The 22,204-nt window shown below is 72.4% G+C and carries 23 protein-coding genes; 11 read left to right on the top strand and 12 right to left on the bottom strand.

The features are described from left to right. Positions 1 to 48 precede the first annotated feature (48 nt). A complete protein-coding gene (locus ACR807_RS10775) occupies positions 49 to 1,500 on the bottom strand; it encodes a CCA tRNA nucleotidyltransferase (protein WP_438921099.1) in 1,452 nt (483 codons plus the stop codon). Positions 1,501 to 1,730: 230 nt separating this feature from the next. On the opposite strand from ACR807_RS10775, the gene ACR807_RS10770 reads away from it, so the two are divergent. The 9 genes from ACR807_RS10770 (at position 1,731) to ACR807_RS10730 (ending at position 12,062) form a co-directional block, all read left to right on the top strand. Then, the gene (locus ACR807_RS10770) at positions 1,731 to 2,279 is read left to right on the top strand and encodes an NUDIX hydrolase (RefSeq protein ID WP_438921098.1); all 549 of its coding nucleotides are present in this window, start codon (positions 1,731 to 1,733) and stop codon (positions 2,277 to 2,279) included. Next, complete coding sequence (locus ACR807_RS10765) at positions 2,276 to 4,531, top strand: DUF6049 family protein (protein WP_438921097.1); 2,256 nt, start codon at positions 2,276 to 2,278, stop codon at positions 4,529 to 4,531. Before ACR807_RS10770 ends, ACR807_RS10765 begins: the two co-directional genes overlap by 4 nt. 89 nt (positions 4,532 to 4,620) lie before the next feature. Further along, entirely contained in the window at positions 4,621 to 6,246 is a 1,626-nt protein-coding gene (murJ, locus tag ACR807_RS10760; RefSeq protein ID WP_438921096.1) for a murein biosynthesis integral membrane protein MurJ, read from the top strand. 37 nt (positions 6,247 to 6,283) lie between these two features. Next, positions 6,284 to 7,810 carry a protein kinase family protein gene (locus tag ACR807_RS10755; protein ID WP_438921095.1) on the top strand — a complete coding sequence of 509 codons (1,527 nt, stop codon included), beginning with the start codon at positions 6,284 to 6,286 and terminating at the stop codon, positions 7,808 to 7,810. A gap of 118 nt (positions 7,811 to 7,928) precedes the next feature. Then, positions 7,929 to 8,546, top strand: coding sequence for an RNA polymerase sigma factor SigM (gene sigM, locus ACR807_RS10750; protein ID WP_438921094.1), 618 nt, complete (start codon positions 7,929 to 7,931; stop codon positions 8,544 to 8,546). Further along, positions 8,543 to 9,301, top strand: a complete 759-nt coding sequence (locus ACR807_RS10745; RefSeq protein ID WP_438921093.1) for an anti-sigma factor family protein — start codon at positions 8,543 to 8,545, stop codon at positions 9,299 to 9,301. Before sigM ends, ACR807_RS10745 begins: the two co-directional genes overlap by 4 nt. 96 nt (positions 9,302 to 9,397) lie before the next feature. Then, positions 9,398 to 10,393, top strand: coding sequence for a thioredoxin-disulfide reductase (gene trxB / locus ACR807_RS10740; protein WP_438921092.1), 996 nt, complete (start codon positions 9,398 to 9,400; stop codon positions 10,391 to 10,393). 26 nt (positions 10,394 to 10,419) lie between these two features. Beyond that, entirely contained in the window at positions 10,420 to 10,746 is a 327-nt protein-coding gene (gene trxA / locus ACR807_RS10735; protein ID WP_306744122.1) for a thioredoxin, read from the top strand. Between the two features lie 173 nt (positions 10,747 to 10,919). Beyond that, entirely contained in the window at positions 10,920 to 12,062 is a 1,143-nt protein-coding gene (locus ACR807_RS10730) for an N-acetylmuramoyl-L-alanine amidase (protein ID WP_438921091.1), read from the top strand. Positions 12,063 to 12,066: 4 nt separating this feature from the next. On the opposite strand, the gene ACR807_RS10725 is transcribed toward ACR807_RS10730, so the two are convergent. The 3 genes from ACR807_RS10725 to ACR807_RS10715 all read right to left on the bottom strand — a co-directional run bounded on the left by ACR807_RS10725 (position 12,067) and on the right by ACR807_RS10715 (position 13,852). Next, a complete protein-coding gene (locus ACR807_RS10725) occupies positions 12,067 to 12,291 on the bottom strand; it encodes a hypothetical protein (protein WP_438921090.1) in 225 nt (74 codons plus the stop codon). Between the two features lie 42 nt (positions 12,292 to 12,333). After that, complete coding sequence (locus ACR807_RS10720) at positions 12,334 to 13,080, bottom strand: ArsR/SmtB family transcription factor (RefSeq protein WP_438921089.1); 747 nt, start codon at positions 13,078 to 13,080, stop codon at positions 12,334 to 12,336. A gap of 130 nt (positions 13,081 to 13,210) precedes the next feature. Beyond that, complete coding sequence (locus ACR807_RS10715) at positions 13,211 to 13,852, bottom strand: GNAT family N-acetyltransferase (protein WP_438921088.1); 642 nt, start codon at positions 13,850 to 13,852, stop codon at positions 13,211 to 13,213. Positions 13,853 to 13,995: 143 nt separating this feature from the next. On the opposite strand from ACR807_RS10715, the gene ACR807_RS10710 reads away from it, so the two are divergent. Both ACR807_RS10710 and ACR807_RS10705 read left to right on the top strand, forming a co-directional pair. Continuing rightward, on the top strand, positions 13,996 to 15,315 hold the full coding sequence (locus tag ACR807_RS10710; protein ID WP_438921087.1) for an aminotransferase-like domain-containing protein: 1,320 nt from the start codon (positions 13,996 to 13,998) through the stop codon (positions 15,313 to 15,315). A 76-nt stretch (positions 15,316 to 15,391) separates the two neighbouring features. After that, positions 15,392 to 16,336, top strand: a complete 945-nt coding sequence (locus ACR807_RS10705; protein WP_438921086.1) for a D-alanine--D-alanine ligase family protein — start codon at positions 15,392 to 15,394, stop codon at positions 16,334 to 16,336. An 85-nt stretch (positions 16,337 to 16,421) separates the two neighbouring features. Here the strand turns inward: ACR807_RS10705 and ACR807_RS10700 are convergent, their stop codons facing one another. From ACR807_RS10700 to rnpA, 8 genes are all read right to left on the bottom strand, one after another. Next, positions 16,422 to 17,402, bottom strand: coding sequence for a ParB/RepB/Spo0J family partition protein (locus ACR807_RS10700; protein ID WP_438921085.1), 981 nt, complete (start codon positions 17,400 to 17,402; stop codon positions 16,422 to 16,424). Then, positions 17,399 to 18,307 (bottom strand): ParA family protein, encoded by a 909-nt coding sequence (locus tag ACR807_RS10695; protein WP_438921131.1) that lies wholly within the window; start codon positions 18,305 to 18,307, stop codon positions 17,399 to 17,401. The genes ACR807_RS10700 and ACR807_RS10695 overlap by 4 nt, the downstream gene beginning before the upstream one ends. Positions 18,308 to 18,479: 172 nt before the next feature. Further along, the gene (gene rsmG / locus ACR807_RS10690; protein ID WP_438921084.1) at positions 18,480 to 19,157 is read right to left on the bottom strand and encodes a 16S rRNA (guanine(527)-N(7))-methyltransferase RsmG; all 678 of its coding nucleotides are present in this window, start codon (positions 19,155 to 19,157) and stop codon (positions 18,480 to 18,482) included. 154 nt (positions 19,158 to 19,311) lie between these two features. Next, complete coding sequence (locus ACR807_RS10685; RefSeq protein WP_438921083.1) at positions 19,312 to 19,770, bottom strand: NUDIX hydrolase; 459 nt, start codon at positions 19,768 to 19,770, stop codon at positions 19,312 to 19,314. A 103-nt stretch (positions 19,771 to 19,873) separates the two neighbouring features. Beyond that, positions 19,874 to 20,416, bottom strand: a complete 543-nt coding sequence (locus ACR807_RS10680) for a Jag family protein (RefSeq protein WP_438921082.1) — start codon at positions 20,414 to 20,416, stop codon at positions 19,874 to 19,876. Positions 20,417 to 20,434: 18 nt separating this feature from the next. Then, positions 20,435 to 21,553, bottom strand: a complete 1,119-nt coding sequence (yidC, locus tag ACR807_RS10675; protein ID WP_438921081.1) for a membrane protein insertase YidC — start codon at positions 21,551 to 21,553, stop codon at positions 20,435 to 20,437. Positions 21,554 to 21,556: 3 nt separating this feature from the next. Then, complete coding sequence (gene yidD / locus ACR807_RS10670) at positions 21,557 to 21,841, bottom strand: membrane protein insertion efficiency factor YidD (protein WP_438921080.1); 285 nt, start codon at positions 21,839 to 21,841, stop codon at positions 21,557 to 21,559. Then, a complete protein-coding gene (gene rnpA / locus ACR807_RS10665) occupies positions 21,838 to 22,200 on the bottom strand; it encodes a ribonuclease P protein component (RefSeq protein WP_438921079.1) in 363 nt (120 codons plus the stop codon). Before rnpA ends, yidD begins: the two co-directional genes overlap by 4 nt. Positions 22,201 to 22,204: the final 4 nt, after the last annotated feature.

The following is a 22,204-nucleotide window of genomic DNA, read 5'->3' as shown; positions in this document are numbered from 1 at the left end:
CTGGCCAACCCGTTTGACCGGAATTGGTCACTTGGTGTGGCAGATTCCTCAGTCGCCGGGGGGTCGCACACCCTCCGCACGCGCCCACGCGAGCAGCTCGGCGACCGCCTCGTCGTGGTCCAGGGGGCCGCGGTCGAGGCGCAGCTCCTTGAGGAACTTCCAGGCCCGGCCGACCAGCGGGCCCGGCGGCAGGCCGAGCAGCCGCATGATCTCGTTGCCGTCGAGGTCGGGCCGGACCCGCTTCAGGTCCTCCTCGGCGGCGATCCGCTCGATGCGGCGCTCCAGGTCGTCGTAGGTGCGCTGGAGCGCGTTGGCCTTGCGCTTGTTGCGGGTGGTGCAGTCGGCGCGCACGAGCTTGTGCAGGCGCGACAGGAGGTGGTCCGCGTCCGTCACGTACCGGCGCACCGCCGAGTCGGTCCACTCGCCGCCGCCGTAGCCGTGGAAGCGCAGGTGGAGGTACACGAGCTGGGCGACGTCCTCGGTGACGTCCTTCGGGTACTTCAGGGCGCGCAAACGCTTGCGGACCATCTTGGCGCCGACCACCTCGTGGTGGTGGAACGACACCCCGCCGCCCTCCTCGAACCGGCGGGTGCCCGGCTTGCCGATGTCGTGCAGCAGCGCGGCGAGCCGCAGCACGAGGTCCGGCTCCGGGCCGTCCTCCAGGTCGACGGCCTGGTCGAGGACGGTCAGCGAGTGCGTGTAGACGTCCTTGTGCTGGTGGTGCTCGTCGATCTCCAGCTTCATCGCGGGCAGCTCGGGCAGCACCACGTCGGCGAGCTTCGTGTCGACCACCAGCTCCACGCCCACGCGCGGGTGCGCGCCGGTCAGCAGCTTCGACAGCTCCACCTGCACGCGCTCGGCCGTGATGCGGGCCAGCTCGCCGGCCATGGCGGTCATCGCCTCGCGGACGCGGGGCGCGACGGCGAAGCCGAGCTGCGAGGCGAACCGGGCGGCGCGCAGCATCCGCAGCGGGTCGTCGGAGAACGACTCCTGCGGCGTGGCGGGCGTGTCCAGCACCCGGTCGCGCAGCGCCCGGCGACCGCCGGTGGGGTCGATCAGCTCGCGGTTCACCAGGTCGTACGCCATCGCGTTGGCGGTGAAGTCGCGGCGGACCAGGTCGCCTTCGAGGGAGTCGCCGAAGGTCACCTCGGGGTTGCGCGACACGCCGTCGTAGGCCTCCGCGCGGAACGTGGTGATCTCCACCGTCCGCCCGTGCTTGGTCGCGCCCAGCGTGCCGAACGCGATGCCGGTGTCCCAGATCGCGTCGGCCCACCCCTTGAGCAGGTCCAGGACCTGCGGCGGCCGGGCGTCGGTGGTGAAGTCGAGGTCCCCGGAGAGCCTGTCGAGCAGGGCGTCCCGCACGCTGCCGCCGACCAGGTAGAGCCGGTGGCCGGCCGCGTGGAAGCGGGCGGCCAGCTCGTCGGCCACGGGGAAGCTGGCACCGCTCAGCAGGTCCACCACGGCATTGTCCTGCACGGCGGGGGCGTTGGGTCCGGACACGGGGAGCCAGGGTACTGGTCGCGCGACGCGGTCCAGAACGAGTTGTCCACAGGCGGCCCGCCCCGCGCCCCGCGCCGCCCGACTCCCTGGTTGGCTGGAAATCAGGGGGACCCCCGGGCGGGGGGACGCCTGCGTGCGAGCGCCCCCCGGTCGCCCTCCGTGAAGATGATCACGTGTCGCTACAGGACGGTCACGTCCCGTAATGGCTGGTCGCCACTACCATCAGGGGCATGCCCCAGTCGTCCGGTCGCTCCGGCGGTCCCAAGCCGAGGCGCCGGAACCGGCGCCGCGGTCGCCGGCTGAAAACCGTCGACGAGACGTCGGCGGGCGGGCTGGTGCTCGACTTCGAGCAGCGCGCCGCCGCGGTGATCGGGCGGTTGGACCGGCGGGGGCGGCTGCTGTGGTCCCTGCCGAAGGGTCACATCGAGGCCGGTGAGACCGCGGAGCAGACCGCGGTGCGCGAGGTCGCGGAGGAGACCGGTATTCATAGCAGGGTGCTCCGGCCGCTCGGCTCGATCGACTACTGGTTCGTGGCCGAGGACCGGCGGGTGCACAAGACCGTCCACCACTTCCTCCTGGAGGCGTTGGGCGGCGAGCTTTCGGACGAAGACGTGGAGGTCACCGAGGTGGCGTGGGTCCCCCTCGGCGAACTGGACGAGCGGCTCGCCTACGCGGACGAGCGCCGACTGGTGCGCCGCGCCGCCGAACTGCTCTCCGAGTACGAGACGAGCGGGTACCGCGCGAACGGGTACCGGACGGACGGAGCGGAGTCGGCGTGAAACGGCTGCTGTCCGCGCTTGCGGCGGCGGGCTTCCTGGTCGTGACCTCGGGAGCAGCCGCGCACGCGGCCCCCGACGGCGGCAGGCTGCCCGTGCGCCCGGCGCCGGCGACCCAGGTGTGGGCGACCAGGGCGCTGTCGAGCCAACCCGGCCAGCAGGCCCAGGTGCTGCTGCGCCTCGACGTGGAGGACATGTCCCCGCGCGTCGTCACCGGGTCGACCGACTCGGTGCGGATCTCCGGCAAGGTCGTGAACGTCGGCGACCGGCGGATCGACGACATCGAGCTGCGCCTGGAGCGCGGCGACCCGCTGACCAGCGAGGAAGACGTCCGCAAGGCGTTGCGCGAGCCCACCGACGCCGAGGTGGTGCAGCCGGGCTTCACGCGGATCGCGGACCGGCTGGAGCAGAACGAGTCGAAGCCGTTCGAGCTGACCGTCCCGCTGCGCGGCAACGGGGCGACGTCGCTGGACATCGACGAACCCGGCGTCTACCCGGTCCTGGCGAACATCAACGGCGTCCCCGACTTCGGCGGGCGCGCCCGGCTGGCCGCGCTGAGCACGCTGCTGCCGGTGGTGGCGGTGCCCGGCGGCGAGGGGCGCGGCACGCCCGCGAACCCGGCGAAGATCACGCTGCTGTGGCCGCTGGCCGACCGGCCGCGCCTGGTCACGCAGGCCCCGGCGGTGCTCACGGACGACGAGCTGGCCGGGTCGCTGGCCATGGGCGGGCGGCTGTGGGGCCTGCTCAAGGCGTACGGGTCGGCGCTGGAGGGGCCGCTGGGGCCGGGCGTGTGCCTGGCGGTGGACCCGGACCTGCTGCGCACGGTGTCCGCGATGGCGCAGGGCTACGAGGTGCGCGGCCAGGGGGCCGGCAAGGGCGAGGGCGAGGCCGAGCTGTGGCTGGCCCAGCTGCGCCTGCTGGCGGGCGGGCGGTGCGTGGTCGCGCTGCCCGACTCCGACGCCGACCTGGTGGCGCTGTCCCGCGCCCGGCTGACCGAGCTGGGCGGGCTGGCGCTGGGCGGCGCGGAGGTGGTCCGCGAGGTGCTGGACGTGCAGCCGACGCCGGGCCTGGTGTGGCCCGAGGACGGGGTGCTGGACCAGCAGACCTTCGACGACCTGCGGGCCGCGGGGACCACGTCGCTGGTGCTGGACCAGGCCGCGGTGGCGGGCACGCCGGGCGCCGGGCCGGTGCGGTTCGAGCAGGCCGGGGGCGAGCCGGTGACCGCCGTGCGGGTGGACGGCATGGTGTCCGACGCGCTCCGGGGCGCGGCGGCGGCCAGGCCCACCGCGGGGGTGAGCACGCCGGCCGAGGCGAAGCCCGTGTCGGTGCAGAACGCGCTGGCCGCGCTGGCGTTCCGCGCCGCGTTCCAGGACACCGGCCAGAACGTGGTCATCGCGCCGCCGCGCCGGTGGAACGCGCCGACGGGCGAGGTCAACACGCTGCTGGAGACGACGAAGTCGCTGATCGGCAGCGGGTACGCGACGGCGGTGGGCCTCGGCTCGCTGCTGGCGACCCCGCCGGAGCAGACGGCGGCGCTGAGCTACCCGGTCGAGGCGGGCGCGAGCGAGGTGCCGCCGGCGGTCACCGCGGCGGTCGGCGAGTCGTGGCGGGACCTGGGGCGGCTGGCCGCGGCGATGCGCCAGCCGGACGCCGCGTCGACCGACCCCGCCGACCTGGTGGACCCGCTGCGGCTGGGCCTGCTGCACGCGGTGTCGGGGGCGTGGCGGGGCAACGAGAGCGGCGCGCGGACGGCGCTCGCCCTCGGCCGCGAGCAGGTCGACGCCCTGCTGGGCCAGGTGACGGTGACCGAGCCGAACAGCCCGATCCTGCTCGGGTCGGCCGAGAGCCCGCTGCTGGTGTCGATCAAGAACCGGCTCGACGTGCGGATCACGGTGCGGGTCGTCATCGAGGACACGCCCAGCCTCCAGGCCAAGGCGCTGCCGGCCCAGGAGCTGCCCGCGCGCGGCGACCTGCTGGTGCAGGTGCCGGTCGAGGTGCTGCGGTCCGGCCGGTTCCCGGTGCACATCAGGATCACCACGCCGGACGGCGTCGAGCTGGGCGAACGGGCCCGGCTGGAGGTGTCGTCGTCCGCGTACGGGACCATCACGGTGGTCATCACCGCGCTGGCGGGCGCGGCGCTGGTGCTGCTGTCCGCCCGGCGGATCTACCGGCGGGTGCGCGCCACGCGCGAGGCCGCCGCGAGTGTCCCGGACGACGCCGGCGGGGTAACCCCGGAGAGGTCGAGCACGAGTTGAGGCGAACAACCACGGGCGGGACGACGGTGGTCCACAACGCAGGGGGGCCGGGAGCGGCGGCCCGGGAGACGGCGGCCCAGGAGACGGCGGTGATCGCGGCGGTGGGCGGCGCGCAGCCGGCGCCCTCGCTGGCGCGGGCGGGCGGGTCGATGGCGATCGCCACGGTCGTCAGCCGCGCGTCGGGCCTGCTCTCGAAGCTGCTGCTGATCACGATCGTCGGCGTCGACGTGCTGAACGACTCCTACCAGGTCGCCACCACGCTGCCGACGATGATCAACGAGCTGCTCCTCGGCGGCGTGCTGACCAGCGTCGCGATCCCGCTGCTGGTCAGGGCGGAGACCGAGGACGAGGACCGCGGCGAGTCGTACGCGCAGTGGATGGTCACGATGGCGGCCGTGCTGCTCGGCGTGGGCACGGTCGTGGCCATCGCCTGCGCGCCGCTGCTGACCGCCCTGTTCGTCAGCTCGGACACCGACGCCAACCCGGAGCTGGTCACCGCGTTCGCGTACCTGGTGCTGCCGGGCATCGTGTTCTACGGCCTGTCCGCGCTGCTCGGCGCCATCCTGAACACCCGCAACGTGTTCGGGCTGCCCACCTGGGCGCCGGTGCTGAACAACGTCGTGGTGATCGCGACGCTCGGCGTGTACTGGCTGATGCCGGGCGAGGTCTCGCTGGACCCGGTGCGGATGGGCGAGCCGAAGCTGCTGGTCCTGGGCCTGGGCACGATGCTCGGCGTGGCGCTCCAGGCGGCCGTGCTGCTGCCCGCGATGAAGCGCACCGGGTTCCGGTTCCGCTGGCGGTGGGGCTGGGACCGCAGGCTCGCCGAGTTCGGCGGCCTCGCGTTCTGGGTGCTGCTGTACGTGGGCCTGGGCTTCGCCAGCATGGTGGTGCTGACCCGCGTCGCCACGCACGACCCGGGCGCGATCACCGCCTACAACATGCAGTGGCTGATCGCGCAGGTGCCGTACGGCGTGCTGGGCGTGTCGCTGCTGACCGCGCTGATGCCGAAGATGAGCCGCGCGGCGGCGGCGGACGACACCGGCGCGCTGGTCGGCGACCTGTCGTTCGGCAACCGCATGTCGTCGATCCTGCTCATGCCGTTCAGCGCGCTGCTGACCGTGGCGGGCGTGTCGATCGGCCTCGCGGTGTTCGCGCACGGCGCGTCCGGCTACGAGGGCGGCGAGGCGATCGGCACGGCGCTGGCGCTGTCGGCGTTCGGCCTGGTGCCGTACGCGATCACGCTGCTCCAGCTGCGCGTGTTCTACGCGATGAAGGACGCCCGGACGCCGACGCTGATCCAGGCGGTCATCGTCGTGGTCCGGATCGGGCTGCTGTACGCGTTCCTGGCGATCTCGCCGCCGGACAAGCTCGCGGTCGGCGTGTCGATCGCGATGTCGCTGAGCTTCGTGGTCGGGGCGCTGGTGGGGCAGGTGTGGCTGCGGGTGCGCCTCGGCCGGCTGCGCACCGGCTACACTGCGTGGACGATATGCCTGACCGTCGTGGCGTCCGCGATCGCGTTCGGCGCGGCCACCGGGCTCGCCTGGCTGGCCGTCCGCATGTTGGGATTCGACTCCCGCGTGGCGAACGCCTGGGTGGAGGTCGTGATCCAGACCGTCGTCGGGCTCCCGCTCAGCTTCCTGCTGCTCGCCCTGTTCCGGGTGCCCGAGGTGAAGCCGGCGATCGACAAGATCAGTCGTTTGGTGGGTCGCCGATGAGCCCTCTGGCACCCCCCGTTCACGTACCCTCGGCCCCGTGAGCAGCGGCCCGATCCAGAACACCTCGCTGGTGCCCGGCGGGGTGATCGGCGACGGCCGCTACCGGTTGCTGGCCCAGGCCGGCGCCGACCGGCGGTGCGACGCGCAGCTGTGGCGCGCCCGGGACGGGCAGCTCAACCGGGACGTGGCGCTGACCATCCTGGTGGGCAACCCGGCGGACCACACCGCGGCGGCCCGCGCGAAGCGGACCGCGGAACGCGCCATGCACGCGTCCAGCTTCACCCACCCCGGCGTCGCCCGGGTCATCGACGTGTTGACCCCCGGGGCGGGGATCAAGCTCGACGAGGGCATCCTCGGCATGGTCGTGGCCGAGTGGACCCGGGGCACCGACCTGATGGAGCTGGTCGCCGCGGGCCCGCTGGCCGCGGGCGCGGCGACCCGGCTGCTGGAGCCGCTGGGCGCGGCGATCGAGGGCGCGCACCACGCCGGCCTGGTGCTGGGCGCGGACCACCCGCAGCGCATCCGGGTCACCCCCGACGGCCGGTTGCGGCTCGCGTTCCCCGGCCCCCGGCCGGACGCCATCGCCCGCGACGACGTCAAGGGCCTCGGCGCGGTCCTCTACCTGCTGCTCACCGGCCGGTGGGCGCTGCCGGGCGGCCCGGAGAACGTGCCCGTGGCCCCCACCGGGCCGGACGGCGCCGTGGTCGCCCCGAGCGCGCTGCACCCGTACGTGCCGCACGAGCTGTCGTCGGTGGCCGTGCGCAGCCTGGAGGACACCAGCGTCGGCGGCATCCGGACCAGCGCGGCGATCCTCCAGGTGCTCGACCAGATCTCGCGCTCCGAGGCGGAGACCGCGCTGATCCAGCCGGTGAACGACGCCGCGGACGACGGCGCGGTGTGGACCACGCAGCGGCCGGCGCGCGGCAAGGAGCACAACCGCAAGCTGATGATCAGCGTGGCCCTGCTGGCCGTGGCGACGCTCGCGGTGATCGCGTGGCTGGGCGTGCAGATCGTGAGCTTCTTCAGCGACGAGCCGTCCGGCACCGGCGGCCCGACCGTGGTCATCGGCCAGTCCAACACGCCGGGCGCGAGCGGCCAGCCCGCCCCGCCGGCGCCGCAGCCGGCCGGTCCGGTGCAGCCCGCGTCGGTCGGCGTCTACGACGTGACGAACCAGCCCGACAACGCCAACCGGGCGAACCGGGCCGTGGACAACAACCCGACCACGGTGTGGCAGACGGAGAACTACTTCCAGCCGTTCCCGGCGCTCAAGCCGGGCATCGGCCTGATGGCCGGGTTCGCCGAACCGGTGAAGCTGGCCTCGGTCACGGTCACCTCGCCCAGCGAGGGCACGGTCGTGGAGATCCGGGTGGCGGGCGCCGACGGCGTGCCGCTGGAGGAGACCAAGGTCATCGCGACCGCGACGCTGTCGGCGGGGCAGACGCAGATCCAGCTCAACGACCACGAGCCGACCCAGCACCTGCTGGTGTGGGTGACGAAGCTGGCGGGCAGCGGCAAGAACAACCGGTCGGAGGTCGCGGAGCTCGTCTACACCCGCGCCCAGTGACCCGTCCGCGCCCGTCCGCGGTGACCCGTTCGCGGTGACCGCCGACACCCCCGGTGACGTCGCGGTGCCCGGAACGGGTGATCGGACCGGCACCGGGCAGGACCGATAAGCTCCGCGCGTGACCGCCGCAGCCAGCTCGGACGCAGACCTCATCGCGGCGCACGCCGCGGGTGACCCGCATGCCTTCTCCGAGCTGGTGCGCAGGCACCGGGACCGGATGTGGGCGGTGGCGTTGCGCACGCTCCGGGACCCGGAGGAAGCGGCCGACGCGCTCCAGGAGGCGTTCATCTCCGCGTTCCGCGCGGCGGCGAGCTTCCGGGCCGAGTCGCAGGTCACGACGTGGCTGCACCGAATAGTCGTGAACGCCTGCCTGGACCGGATGCGCCGGAGACAGACCAGGCCGACCGTGCCGCTGCCGGAGGCCGGCCCCGGCGAGCCGGTCTCGCCGCGGGACGCCATGGCCGAGCGGGAGACCCGCCTGGTCGTGCAGGAGGCCCTGAACGAGCTGCCCGAGGAGCAGCGCGCGCCGATCCTCCTGGTCGACGTCGAGGGCTACTCGGTGGCGGAGACCGCGCAGATGCTCGGCATCGCGGAGGGAACCGTGAAGTCGCGGTGCGCGCGCGGACGCGCGAAGCTCGCCAAAGTTCTGGGTCACCTCCGGAACCGGGGTGCAGATGCGAACGTCCCAGGGAGCGATGTGCAGGTGCAACAGGGACGTCAGTTGGAGGAACGATGAGCGGCAATGTGCGGCGTTCCGGGCCGCCGTGGTCCGTCGACCTGCTGGCTGACCTGCACGCGGGCGCGTTGGACCCGCGGACCGAGGCCGAGCTGCGGCCACTGGTCGAGAACGACCCCGAGGCGCGCGAGGTCCTGGCCGCCCTGGACGCCACCCTGGCCGACCTGCGCGACCTGCCGCCCATCCCGATGCCGCGCGCGGTGGCCGACCGGATCGACGCGGCCCTGGCCGCCGAGGCACGCCCGACCGCTCGCGAGAGCGCTCCCGTCGCCCCCGTGGTCGACCTCGCCGCCGCCAGGGCCAAGCGCGCCAAGCGCCTCGGCTGGGGCGCGGGCGTCGTCGTGGCCGCCGCGGCGGCCGTCGGCATCGCCGTGCTGACCGTCCCCCGGGACAACTCCGCCGACGACGGCGGCGGCAACCAGGCGCAGCCGGGCGACACGCCGAACTCGCAGGTCTCGGCACCGCTCGCGGTCAAGGGCCAGGAGTTCGGCCCGGTCTTCGGCGACGTGCTCAAGGCGCAGAACTACGGCCCGCTGGAGAACCAGGACAAGCTGAGCGGCTGCCTCCGGGGCGCGAACATCACGGCGGGCAAGCCGATCGGGGTCAGCCCCATCACGCTGGACGAACGACCGGCCGTGATGGCGATCCTGCCGGGCGGCAAGCCGGGCGCGTACCGGATCGTCGTGGTCGACCCCGGCACGTGCGGACCGGACAACCCGGACGGCGTCCTGGCGAACAGCACGATCGAGCCGTAGCCCACCTCACCCCGGCGGGCAGGAATTACCTGGCCCTACGATCCGTTGGACGAAGAGCCCGCCGGGAACCCCGGCGGGACGACTAACGGAGGTCGTGTGGTGTCGGACGTTCGGAACCTGATCGTCGTGGGATCGGGGCCCGCCGGGTACACCGCGGGCGTCTACGCGGCGCGCGCGCAGCTCGAACCGCTCGTGTTCGAGGGTTCGCAGTACGGCGGCGCGCTGATGACCACCACCGAGGTCGAGAACTACCCCGGCTTCCGCGACGGCATCATGGGCCCCGACCTCATGGAGCAGATGCGCGAGCAGGCCAAGCGCTTCGGCGCCGAGCTGCGGGCCGAGGACGTCGAGGAGCTGGAGCTCGACGGGCCGGTGAAGTACGTCACCGCCAACGGCACGCGGTACGCGGCGCGCGCGGTCGTGCTCGCCATGGGCGCGGCGGCCCGCTACCTGCACGTCCCCGGTGAGCAGGAGCTGCTCGGCCGCGGCGTGTCGGCCTGCGCCACCTGCGACGGCTTCTTCTTCCGCGACCAGGACATCGCGGTCATCGGCGGCGGCGACTCGGCGATGGAGGAGGCCACCTTCCTCACCAAGTTCGCCCGGTCGGTGACGATCGTCCACCGCCGCGAGGAGTTCCGCGCCTCGAAGATCATGCTGGAGCGGGCGCGCGCCAACGAGAAGATCAAGTGGCTGCTCAACGCCGAGGTCGTCGAGGTGCTGGGCGAGGGCTCGGTGTCGGGCGTGAAGACCCGCGACACGCGGACCGGCGAGGAGACCACCCACCCGTTCACCGGCTTCTTCGTCGCGATCGGCCACGACCCGCGCAGCTCCCTGGTCAAGGGCCAGGTCGAGCTGGACGGCGAGGGCTACGTGCTGACCAAGGGCCGCAGCAGCCACACCGGCGTCGACGGCGTGTTCGCCGCGGGTGACCTCGTCGACCGCACGTACCGCCAGGCCATCACCGCCGCCGGGTCGGGCTGCTCCGCCGCGATCGACGCGGAGCGCTGGCTCGCCGAGCACGGCGTCGCCCAGGCCGAGGTGTCCGCCGAGCACGTGGGCGGCGGCTACGGCGAGCCCGTCACCACCAGCTGACCCCACCCCCCAAGAGGAGATACGCAATGGCAGGCTCCACCGTGGTCACGTCCGCCCAGACGTTCGCCGACGACGTTCTGACCAGCGAGAAGCCCGTCCTGGTCGACTTCTGGGCGACCTGGTGCGGCCCGTGCAAGATGGTCGCCCCCGTCCTGGAGGAGATCGCCGCCGAGCACGCCGAGAAGATCACCGTCGCGAAGCTCGACATCGACGCCAACCCGTCGATCGCCCGCGACTACCAGATCATGTCGGTGCCGACCATGATCCTGTTCCAGGGCGGTCGCCCGGTGAAGCAGATCGTGGGCGCCAAGCCGAAGGCCGCGCTGCTGAACGACCTCGCCGACGTGCTCTGACGTGCAACCCGTAAGGGTGAGCCGTCCGTCTTCCCGGAAGACGGACGGCTCACTCGTACGGGGAGTCGCGCGCACTGCCAGTAGCCCTGCGAGTGGCATCCGCGTGAGCAAGGCACAATGGGGCGTCAAGTTCAACGTCGACGCGTGTCGGCGCCTAAGTGAGCGAGGGGTGCATGCTGCTACTCCGCCGCGGGGACTTCGGTCCGGACGTCGCCGAGGTCAGGGCGACCCTGACGAAACTCGGTCTGCTGTCCGACCCGCAGCCGTCGCAGGTCTTCGACCTACCGGTCGAGCACGCCGTGCGAGCGTTCCAGCAGCAGCGGGGTCTCATCACCGACGGCCTGGTCGGCCCCGCCACCTACCGCGCGCTGCGCGACGCGACCTACCGCCTCGGTGACCGGCCGCTGGCGTTCCTGATGGCGCAGCCGGTGACCGGCGACGACGTGTCCGCCCTCCAGGAGCGGCTGCTGGAGCTGGGCTACGACGCGGGCCGCGCCAACGGCGAGTTCGGTCAGCAGACCGAGCAGGCGCTGCGCAGCTTCCAGCGCGACTACGGCCTGATCGTCGACGGCATGTGCGGTCCCGACACGGTGCGCGCGCTGCGCCAGCTCCAGCCGAAGGTCCGGGGCGGGCGACCGGTGTTCCTGCGCGAGCAGGAGCGCGTGCGCCGGGCCGGTCCGCGGCTGTCCGGCAAGCGGATCATCATCGACCCCGGGCACGGCGGCGACGACCGGGGCGTGGTCGTCGACGGCGTGTCCGAGGCCGACGTGATGCTGGACCTGGCCCGCCTGCTGGAGGGCAAGATGGCGGCCACCGGCATGGAGGCCCTGCTCACCCGGGGCCCGAACAACAACCCGGACGAGGGCGAGCGGGCCCGGTTCGCCAACGAGGCGGGCGCGGACCTGATCCTGTCGCTGCACAGCGACGCCAACCGCTCCCCGCTGGCCTCGGGCGTGGCCAGCTTCCACTTCGGCACGGGCAACGGCACGTCGTCCACGGTCGGCGAGGCGCTGGCGGGCTACATCCAGCGCGAGATCGTCGCCCGCACGGGCCTGAAGGACTGCGGCACCCACCCCAAGACGTGGGACATGCTGCGGATGACCCGCTGCACGGCCGTGCGCGTCGAGGTGGGCTACCTGACCAACCCGGGGGACCGGCAGCGACTGGCGAACCCGTCGTTCCGGGACGTCGTCGCCGAGGGCGTCCTGGTGGCCGTGAAGCGCCTCTACCTGCTCGGCAAGGACGACCAGCCCACCGGCACGTTCACCCTGGACGACCTCATGCGGCACGAGGTCGCCACCGGCCAGGCCCGCTAGCCCCTCACCAGCCGACCAGCGCGTCCAGCACCTCGGCGACGGCGTCCTCGTCGTCCCCGCGGTTCTGGGCGCGCAGGTCGAGCATCAGGTCGGTCAGCTCGTCGACCAGCAGGTCGGTCCCCATGCCCCGCTCCCGCCAGTGCGCCAGCACGGCCCTGATGCGCCCGAAGTCCCGCCTGCCCTCGATCTCGGCGAGCACGGCCCGCTGGATCTCCGTCCCCGTGTCCACGGACCGCATCTTATTGATCTTGGCCCGTGCTGTCCGCAGGCCCTAGACGGGCATCTCCCACGGGATGCCGGACAGCACGCGGCCGGTCTCCAGCAGGGACTTCAGGTTGGACAGCACCGCGGGCCAGCCCTGGGCGACCTGGGCGCGCCCGGTGTCGTCCAGCCCGGCGTGCGTCACGGTGAGCCGCACGATGTCCTGGTAGGGCTGCACCAGGAACGTCACGGTCGAGGTGGACTCCTCGTCGGCCGGGTCCACCCACGACGCGACCAGGCGGCGCGGCGGGTCGGCCTCCAGGACCACGCCCACGACGTCGTCCACGCCCGAGCCGTCGGCGCGGCGGTGCGCCCAGGTGGACCCCACCCGCCAGTCGGAGACGTTGTGGTGCCCCCAGTAGGTCGCGGTCAGGTCCGCGTCCGTGAGTGCCTCCCAGACCCGTTCCGGGGTGCTCTCGATGTAGGTGACGTACACGAAATCCGGCTTCACCGGTTCCTCCGCTCGTCGTTTCACGTCCGCGAGCAGCCGCAGGCGCGGCCGCTCGAACTTGTCGATCCACCGCTCCTGCACCTCGTGCAGCGGCACGGGGTTGAGGTAGTGCAGCTTCTCCCGGCCGCGGCGGACCGTCGTGACGAGGTTCGCGGCCTCCAGCACGGCCAGGTGCTGCGTGACCGACTGCCTGGCCATGCCGAGCCGTGCGCACAGCTCGCCCAGCGTCTGCCCGTTCTCCGCGTGCAACCGGTCGAGCAGGTGGCGGCGGGTCCGGTCCGCCAGCGCCTTGAACACCTCGTCCACGGGGCGGAACAATATGCAGGCATTTACCTGCATGTCAACGTGCGGTGGGAGAACCGCAGGTCAGGGCGGGAATCAGGTGGGACGGGGACCATCCCGGACCGGGCTGGGCCGGGATGGAGCGGGGCCGGGATCAGGCGGGGCGGAAGCTCGGTTCGGCCATCGTGTTCGTCACCGTGACCGAGCTGAGCAGCCGCTCCAGCGCCGCCTCCACGTCTTCCTGCCAGGAGGACGCGCTGCGCAGCTCCAGCCGGAGCCGGGGCCAGCGGGGGTGGGGGCGCACGGTCTTGAAGCCGAGCTGGAGCAGGAAGTCGGCGGGCGTCACGCAGCGCCGGTCGTCGCCGTTGTCGGGCTGGTTGTCGCCGAACGCCTCGACGGCCTTCACGCCGCGCCGGGTGAGGTCCTTCGCCACGTTCTGCACCAGCACCCGGCCGAGGCCGCCGCCGCGGAACTCCGGCAGCACCTCCAGGCCGGTCATCAGCACGGCGTCGGCGCTGACGGGGGAGGTGGGGAAGGCGAGCGAGCGGGGCACGGCGGCCGGCGGCGCGTAGAACACGGAACCAGCGGGGATGCCGTCGCAGTAGATGATCCGACCGCAGGAACCCCACTCCAGCAGCACGCTGGAGACCCAGGCTTCCTTCTCGAACTCGGTGTCGCCGAACTCCTCGGCCTGTTCCTTCAGGTGCGGCGCCAGCTCCCAGTACACGCAGGTGCGGCTGTGCTTGGAGAGGTGCTCCAGGTTGTCCAAGGTGACGCCTACCACGCGACGCGACACCCGTACCTCCAAGCCCCCGGACGTTACCCCTACGAGGATAGGCGGAGTGGACCCCGGCCCGGAAGCCGGATGCCCCGAACGGGACGGCGGTTACACTCGTGCGGGAACCAACCCGCCGGTAACAGCCACCTACGGAGTTCCCCGTGAACCTACCCGGACAGCCCCCCAAGCAGGGCCCGCGAAGCCTCGACCCCCACCTGCGCCGGTACGCGGCGCGGACGGCGGGCATGACGGCATCCGAGATCCGGGCGCTCTTCGCGGTGGCGAGCCGACCCGAGGTGGTGTCCCTGGCGGGGGGGATGCCGCACCTCGCGGCACTGCCGCTCGACTCGCTCTCGGCCGAGGTCGGCCGGCTCATCGCCCAGGACGGCCTGGTCGCGCTCCAGTACGGCAGCGCGCAGGGCATCCCGGAGCTGCGCGAGCAGATCTGCGACGTGATGGCGCTGGAGGGCATCAACGCCCACCCGGACGACGTGGTCGTCACCGTCGGCTCGCAGATGGGCCTGGACATGGTGACCCGGATCTTCTGCGACCCGGGCGACGTGGTGCTCGCCGAGGGCCCGTCCTACGTCGGCGCCCTGGGGTCCTTCTCGGCCTACCAGGCGCAGGTCGTGCACGTGGGCATGGACGCGGACGGCCTGGTGCCGGAGAACCTGCGCGAGGCCATCGCGTCCGTCGAGCGCACGGGCCGCCGGATCAAGTTCCTCTACACGATCCCCAACTTCCACAACCCCGCCGGCGTGACGCTCGCCGTGGCCCGGCGCGCCGAGGTGCTGGAGATCTGCCGGCGGCACGGCATCCTCGTGGTCGAGGACAACCCGTACGGCCTGCTGGGCTTCGACGGCACGACGTACCCGGCGCTGCGGTCGACCGACCCGGACAACGTGGTGTACCTCGGTTCGTTCTCCAAGACGTTCGCCGCGGGCCTGCGGGTCGGCTGGGTGCTCGCGCCGCACGCGGTGCGGGAGAAGCTGGTGCTGGCCGCCGAGTCGGCCACGCTGTGCCCGCCCACGCTCAACCAGATGGTCGTGTCGCGGTACCTGGCGACGCACGACTGGAAGGGCCAGGTCAAGACCTACCGCGAGGCGTACCGGGAGCGGCGCGACGCCGCCGTCTCGGCGCTGGAGCAGCACATGCCGCTTGGTTCCACGTGGAACAAGCCCAACGGCGGGTTCTACGTGTGGGTCACCGTGCCCGAGGGCGTCGACACCAAGGCGATGCTGCCCCGGGCCATCACCCAGCGCGTCGCGTACGCGTCGGGCACCGGTTTCTACGCCGACGGCCTGGGCAGCCGCCAGCTGCGCATCTCGTACTGCTACCCGACGCCCGACCGCATCCGCGAGGGCGTGCGGCGGCTGGCGAACGTCATCAAGGACGAGATGGAGCTGCACGAGACGTTCGGCCCCACCGGGCCGGGCCGCGCCGTGCAGGGACCGCAGAACCCGTCGCCCGACACCGCCTGAGCCCCGGCCCCTTCCGAGGCCGACACCACCCGAGCCGGCCCGTGAGGTCCGGCACCGCCTGAGCAGGAGTAGTGAGTTGACCGACCGCTGGGTCGCAGTGCTGTCCGGTGGCCTTTCGCACGAGCGGGAGGTGTCCCTGCGGTCCGGTCGCAGGTTGTCGGCCGCCCTGCGCTCGGCGGGCCTGGTCGTGGAGGAGTGGGACGCCGACGCCCAGCTCCTCGCCCGGCTGAAGGAGCACCGGCCGGACGCCGTCGTGGTGGCGCTGCACGGCGGCGAGGGCGAGAACGGGTCCGTGCAGACCCTCCTGGAGATGCTCGGCGTGCCGTTCGTCGGCACGGACTCGCGCGCGTGCCGCCGGGCGTGGGACAAGCCGACCGCGAAGGGCGAGCTGGCCCGCGCCGGGCTCACCACGCCGGAGTGGGCCGTGCTGCCGCACGCGACGTTCCGGGAGCTGGGCGCGCAGCCGGTGCTGGACGCGCTGGTCGACCGGCTCGGGCTGCCGCTGATGCTCAAGCCCGACCAGGGCGGTTCGGCGCTGGGTGCCCGGGTGGTCCGGGACGCGGCCGACCTGCCCACCGCGATGGTCGCCTGCCTGGCGTACGGGGACACCGTGCTCGCCGAGCGGTACGTGGAGGGCGTCGAGGTGGCCGTGGCGGTCGTCGACGGGCCGGACGGTGCGTACGCGCTGCCGCCGGTGGAGATCGTGCCGGAGAACGGCGTGTACGACTACACCGCCCGCTACACGGCGGGGCTGACCGACTTCCACGCGCCGGCGCGGCTGGACGAGAAGGCGGCGCGGGCGGTGGGGGAGCTGGCGGTGTCGGCGCACCGGCTGCTGGGTCTGCGCGACGTGTCGCGGACCGACGCGGTCGTGGCGGCCGACGGCTCGGTCCACTTCCTCGAAGTGAACGTGTCGCCGGGGCTGACCGAGACCTCGCTGCTGCCGATGGCGGTGGAGGCGGCCGGGAAGTCGCTCGGCGAGATCTACGCGGGGCTGGTCGAGCGAGCCATGAGCCGCTGAGAAGCCCTACCTACGAGGTGACGGCCCGTGTCCTTCTGGACGCGGGCCGTCATCGTCACCGTGACATAAGTGCCTGGGGTGATCCCTAGTCGCCCACTCGTGTCCGATTTGTCGTTTCCGGCGACATGAGCTGGATGATGCGTTCCAGGTCGTCGACCGAGCCGAACTCGACGACGATCCGGCCCTTCCGCTGCCCCAGTTCGACCTTCACGCGGGTGTCGAAGTTGTCCGACAGCCGCTCGGCCAACTCCTGGAGGCCCGGCGCCTGCATCGGCTTGCGCCGCGCCTGCTTCGCCTTCGCGGGCTCGGCGCCCTTGGCGAGGGTGACCGCCTCCTCGGTCGCGCGGACCGACATGCCCTCCGCGACGATCCGGGTCGCCAGGTCCTCCTGCACGCCCGCGTCCTCCAGACCGAGCAGCGCGCGGGCGTGCCCGGCGGACAGGACGCCCGCCGCGACCCGCCGCTGCACGGGGAGGGGGAGCTTCAGCAGCCGGATCGTGTTGGTGACGACCGGGCGGCTGCGGCCGATCCGGTCGGCCAGCTCCTCGTGCGTGACGCCGAACTCCTGGAGCAGCTGCTGGTAGGCCGCCGCCTCCTCCAGCGGGTTCAGCTGGACGCGGTGGATGTTCTCCAGCAGCGCGTCGCGCAGCATCACGTCGTCGGCGGTGTGCCGCACGATCGCCGGGATCGTCTTCAGCCCGGCGAGCTGGGTCGCGCGCCACCGCCGCTCGCCCATGACGAGCTCGTACGCGCCGGCGCTGATCTCGCGCACGACGATCGGCTGCATGAGGCCGAACTCGCGGATCGAGTGCTCCAGCTCGCGGAGCGCCTCCTCGTCGAAGACCTGCCGCGGCTGCTTCGGGTTGGTGCGGATCGAGGTGACCGGCAGCTCCTGGTACACCGCGCCCGCCACGTCCCCGGCGGGGGAGAGGTCCGGCGCGGGGGAGGAGGCCCTGCCGTTGGGGACGGCGCGGATCGGCGTGGGAGCCGGCGCACCCGGCGGGGGACCGCTCGGGATCAGGGCCGCGAGCCCGCGACCGAGGCCGCCCTTGCGCTGTTCCGTCATACCGACCCCATCCTCGCGCCGAACTCGGCGATCTCGCGTGCCGCGTCGAGGTAGCTCATCGCGCCCCGTGAGCCGGGATCGTAGGCGAGCACCGTCTGCCCGTACCCCGGCGCCTCGGAGACCTTCACGCTGCGGGGGATGACCGTCTTGAGCACCGTGTCGCCGAAGTGGCCGCGCACCTCGCTGGTCACCTGGTCGGCCAGCTTCGTGCGGCCGTCGTACATGGTGAGCAGGATGGTGGACACGCTGAGCGTCGGGTTCAGGTGCGCCTGCACCAGCTCGATGTTGCGGAGGAGCTGCCCGAGGCCCTCCAGGGCGTAGTACTCGCACTGGATCGGGATCAGCACCTCCTGCGCGGCGACCATCGCGTTGACGGTCAGCAGGCCGAGCGACGGCGGGCAGTCGATGAACACGTAGTCCGGCCTGATCGAGTCGAGCGCCTCCGGGCTCAGCGCCTCCTTGAGCCGGGACTCCCGGGCCACCATCGAGACCAGTTCGATCTCGGCGCCCGCGAGGTCGATCGTGGCGGGCACGCAGTAGAGGTTGGGGGAGGCGGTGCTCACCTGGGCGGCCTCGGCGACCGACATCTCACCGATCAGCACCTCGTAGACGGAGGGGGTGCCGGAGCGGTGCTCGACGGACAGCGCGGTGCTCGCGTTGCCCTGGGGGTCGAGGTCGATGACGAGGACCTTGAGCCCGTGGATCGCGAGGGCGGCGGCCAGGTTCACCGTGCTCGTCGTCTTGCCGACGCCGCCCTTCTGGTTCGCGACGACCATGACGCGGGGGCGGTCCGGGCGGGGGAGTTGGAGGGTGTCGGGGTGGAGGACGCGAGTAGCGCGTGCCGCTTCTTCCGCGATGGGGGTCCACACGGTGCTGTCTCCTGCCGGGTCCACGGTGTTGGCCAGACCTGCGCCGTGCTGCGCAGGGCGGAGGTCGTTGTTCGGAGGGAGGTCGTTCTCGGGGCGCGAGCGGTGCCGAGGGGGCGAGTCGTGCCGGGGGCGCGGATCGCGTTCGGGACCTGTTCCACGTGAAACAGCGGCCTCGCGGAACACCGGTTGCAGCGGGTCGGGGTTCACTTCACCGATCCTTCCTTCTGCGACGCGCGCCGTCACGGCGGCTCGCCTGCTCGTCGCGCTCCAGGAGCACGACGGTCGTCGGCACTTCGAGTACATCGCCGCCGCAGGAGGTGACGCGGGCCCGGGTGCCCCCGGCCCTGCGCACCGCCTCGGCGTCGCGTTCCACTTCTTCGGCGGCGCTCTCGCCCTTGAGGGCGACCAGGAGCCCGCCCGGCCTGAGCAGCGGCAGGCACCACCGCGCGAGGCGGTCGAGCGGGGCCACGGCGCGTGCCGTCACGACGTCGCTGTCGCCCAGCGCGTCGATCACCGGCTTCTCCTCGGCACGACCGCGGAGCACGGTGACGTCCAGGCCGAGCGCGTCGACGCACTCGGTCAGCCACGCCACGCGGCGCGCCATCGGCTCCAGGAGCGTCAGGTCGAGGTCCGGGCGCGCGATCGCCAGGGGGAGTCCCGGCAGTCCCGCGCCCGAGCCCACGTCCACGACCCGGCTCCCCTGGGGGAGCAGTTCCGCGACGACGGCCGAGTTGAGGACGTGGCGCTCCCAGAGGCGGTCGACCTCGCGCGGACCGATGAGACCGCGTTCGACGCCGTGCTCGGTGAGGAGTGCGGTGAAGGCGACCGCCTTGTCGTAGTGCTCACCGAACACGAGCCTCGCGCGGTCTTCCACCTCTTGAACCATGTCTCCGTCCGGGGCGTTTCACGTGAAACCACACATGCGACCGGTGTGGGTGATGGGGTTGGGCGTCTCGTCAGGGGGCGGCGCGCCCCGCGAGAAGTGCCGGTGCCCACTATGACGGATCACCCCGGCGACACGCCAAATCCCCGCCCGCGTTTCACGTGAAACTTGGGACACGGCCGTCCCGGGGCGCGGTGCGGAGGAGTTCGAGCGCGTAGTCGACCGACTCGACGCGGTCGAGCCCGGTCACCTCGTCGAGCGGGAACCACGCCGCCCGGTCCGTCGAACCGCCCACCTCGAAGGTGAGTTCGCCGCCGACCACGCGCGCCTCGTACATGATCCTGATGCGGTGGTAGTCGACCTCGACGCCGTCGCGCACCATCGGCCCGTGCGCGTTCTGGATGCCGAGCAGCCGGTCCACCTCCGCCCGGTAGCCGGTCTCCTCGAACACCTCGCGCACCACGGCGTCGTACGGGTCCTCGCCGTGGTCGAGCCCGCCGCCGGGGAGGATCCACCTCGGCCCGTCCGGACCGAGCCAGCGGGACAGGAGCAGTCGTCCGTCGTCGATGATGACGGCGTAGGCGGCGACGCGGAGGTTCCGCACGATCTCAGACATGCGGCGACCGTTTCACGTGAAACAGGTCGAGGGGAAGAGGACCGTGGTCAACGCGAACGGCCCCGGTCCCACAGGGGACCGGGGCCGTTCGGTGTTGCGAACCTCAGGGCTTGGGCAGCACCACGACGCGGCGCTGCGGCTCCTCGCCCTCGCTCTCGCTGTGCACGCCCGCCACGGCGGCGACGGCGTCGTGCACGACCTTGCGCTCGAACGGGGTCATCGGGTGCAGCCGCACCTTCTCACCGCTCGACAGCACCTTCTCCGCCGTCGTCCGCCCCAGCTCGGCCAGCTCGGCCCGCCGGCCCGCGCGCCACCCGGCGATGTCCAGCATGAGCCGGCTGCGGACGCCGGTCTCCTGCTGCACGGCGAGCCGGGTCAGCTCCTGGAGCGATTCCAGGACGGTACCCCGGGGACCGACCAGCTTCTCCAGGTCGTCACCACCGTCGATGCTCACGATCGCCCGGCCCGCCTCGACGTCGAGGTCGATGTCCCCGTCGTAGTCGAGCAGGTCGAGCAGCCGCTCCAGGTAGTCCCCCGCGATGTCGCCCTCCTGGACGAGCAGGTCCTCCGAGTTGCCCGACCGCACCGGCGGGGCCGCTTCGGCCTCCGGCGCGTCCACGTCGGCCGCCTGCAACGTCTCCGACACGATGTCTCCTCTCCAGGATCAGCGGCGCTTCTTGCCGCCACCCTGCTTCTTGCCCGCGGAACGGTCTGGGCTCAGACCGGGGATCTCGGTGGACGGCTTGGCGGTCCCGGTGGTGGGCTCGTCCGCCGCGTCCTGGGTCTTCGGCTCGGGCTGCGCGCCGGCCGGCTTGGCGCCCGCGGGCTTGATGCCGGCGGCCTTCGCGCTGACGCGCTTGGGGGCGGGGGGCTGCACGCCCTTGCCCGCCGGCTTCGCGCCGGCCTGCGGCTTCGCGCCGGGCTGCGGCTTGGCGCCCGGCCGCGGCTTCACGCCCGGCTTCGGCGCGAGCGCCTGGCGCTGCTCGATCGCCTCCGCCTTCTTCGCCTCTTCCTCGCGGTCGATGCGGTGGTACACGACGTACTGCTGGCCCAGCGTCCACGCGTTGTTGCTCAGCCAGTAGAGCAGGATCGCGACCGGGAAGAAGAGGCCACCGACGAGCACGCCGATCGGGAACAAGTACAGCGTCAGCTTGTTCATGATCGCGGTCTGCGGGTTGTCCGCCGCCGCCTGCGTCTGGCGGGCCACCGAGTGCCGCGCGGTGAAGTGCGTGGCGATCGACGCGATGATCATCAGCGGGATCGAGACCAGCAGCACGGCGTTGCGCGAGGTGGCGAACTGCTCCAGCTGGTCGGCCGGCATCGTGATGAACGTCGACAGGTTCGCGCCGAACAGCTTGGCGTTGACGAACGACTCGACGCCCTGGGCGTCGAAGAAGTACACCTCGCCCCAGCCGGGCCTGAACGAGCGCAGCACGTGGAACAGGCCGATGAACACCGGGATCTGCACCAGCATCGGCAGGCAGCCGCCGAGCGGGTTGACCCCGTGCTCGGACTGGAGCTTCTGCATCTCCTGCGCCTGGCGCTGCTTGTCGTTCGCGTACTTCTTCTTGATCTTCTGGAGCTCCGGCGCGAACTCCTGCATCTTGCGCATCGAGCGGACCTGGCCGACGAACGGCTTGAAGAGGATCGCGCGGAGCGTGAAGACGAGGAACACCACGGCCAGTGCCCACGCGAACCCGCTCGACTCGCCGAAGACGTGGCCGAACACCCAGTGCCAACACCACAGGATGAAGGACACCGGGTAGTAGATGAAGTTGAGCACTTGCTACTCCTCGGCAGGAAGGTCGGGGACCGCGTTCCGCGCGGGCGGGACCGGGTCCAGGCCACCAGGGTGCCAGGGTCCGCAGCGGCCCAGTCGACGCAGGGTCAACCAGGTACCGCGCAGCGCACCGTGGACGGTCAGCGCCTCCACCGCGTAGGTGCTGCAACTGGGGTGGAAGCGGCAGGTCGGTGGCAGCGCCGGTGAGATGAACTTCCGGTAGAAGCGCACCGGCAACAGCAGGGCCTTGGCGAGGGGACTCGCCTGGGAGGCCGCCTGGTGGGTCGTCATCGCAGCACCTTGCGCAGCGCCGCGTCGAGGTCGTGGCCGAGCTCGGCGCTGTTCGCATCGGCTGACGGTGCCAACGCGCGCACGACGAGGGAAGTTCCGGCGGGCAGCGAGGCGAGCCGGTCGCGGACCAGGTGGCGGAGCTTGCGGCTCACCCGGTGCCGGACGACGGAGTTGCCCACTGCTTTGCTCACGACGAAGCCCACCTTGGAGGTGTCCAAGGTGGGCTGCGCCGAGGTGTCACCGGCCTGGTCCGCCGTCAGGACGTGCACGACCAGCCGGGGCCGGCCCGCCCGGCGGCCTCGGCGGACCACCAGGCCGAAGTCCTGGCTGCGGGTCAGCCGGTTGGCCGCGGGGAGCACGGCG

Origin of the sequence: Saccharothrix sabaoui, assembly GCF_051756985.1 — a bacterium.
Lineage (GTDB): Bacteria > Actinomycetota > Actinomycetes > Mycobacteriales > Pseudonocardiaceae > Actinosynnema.
This window is presented reverse-complemented; position numbering and strand designations above follow the sequence as displayed.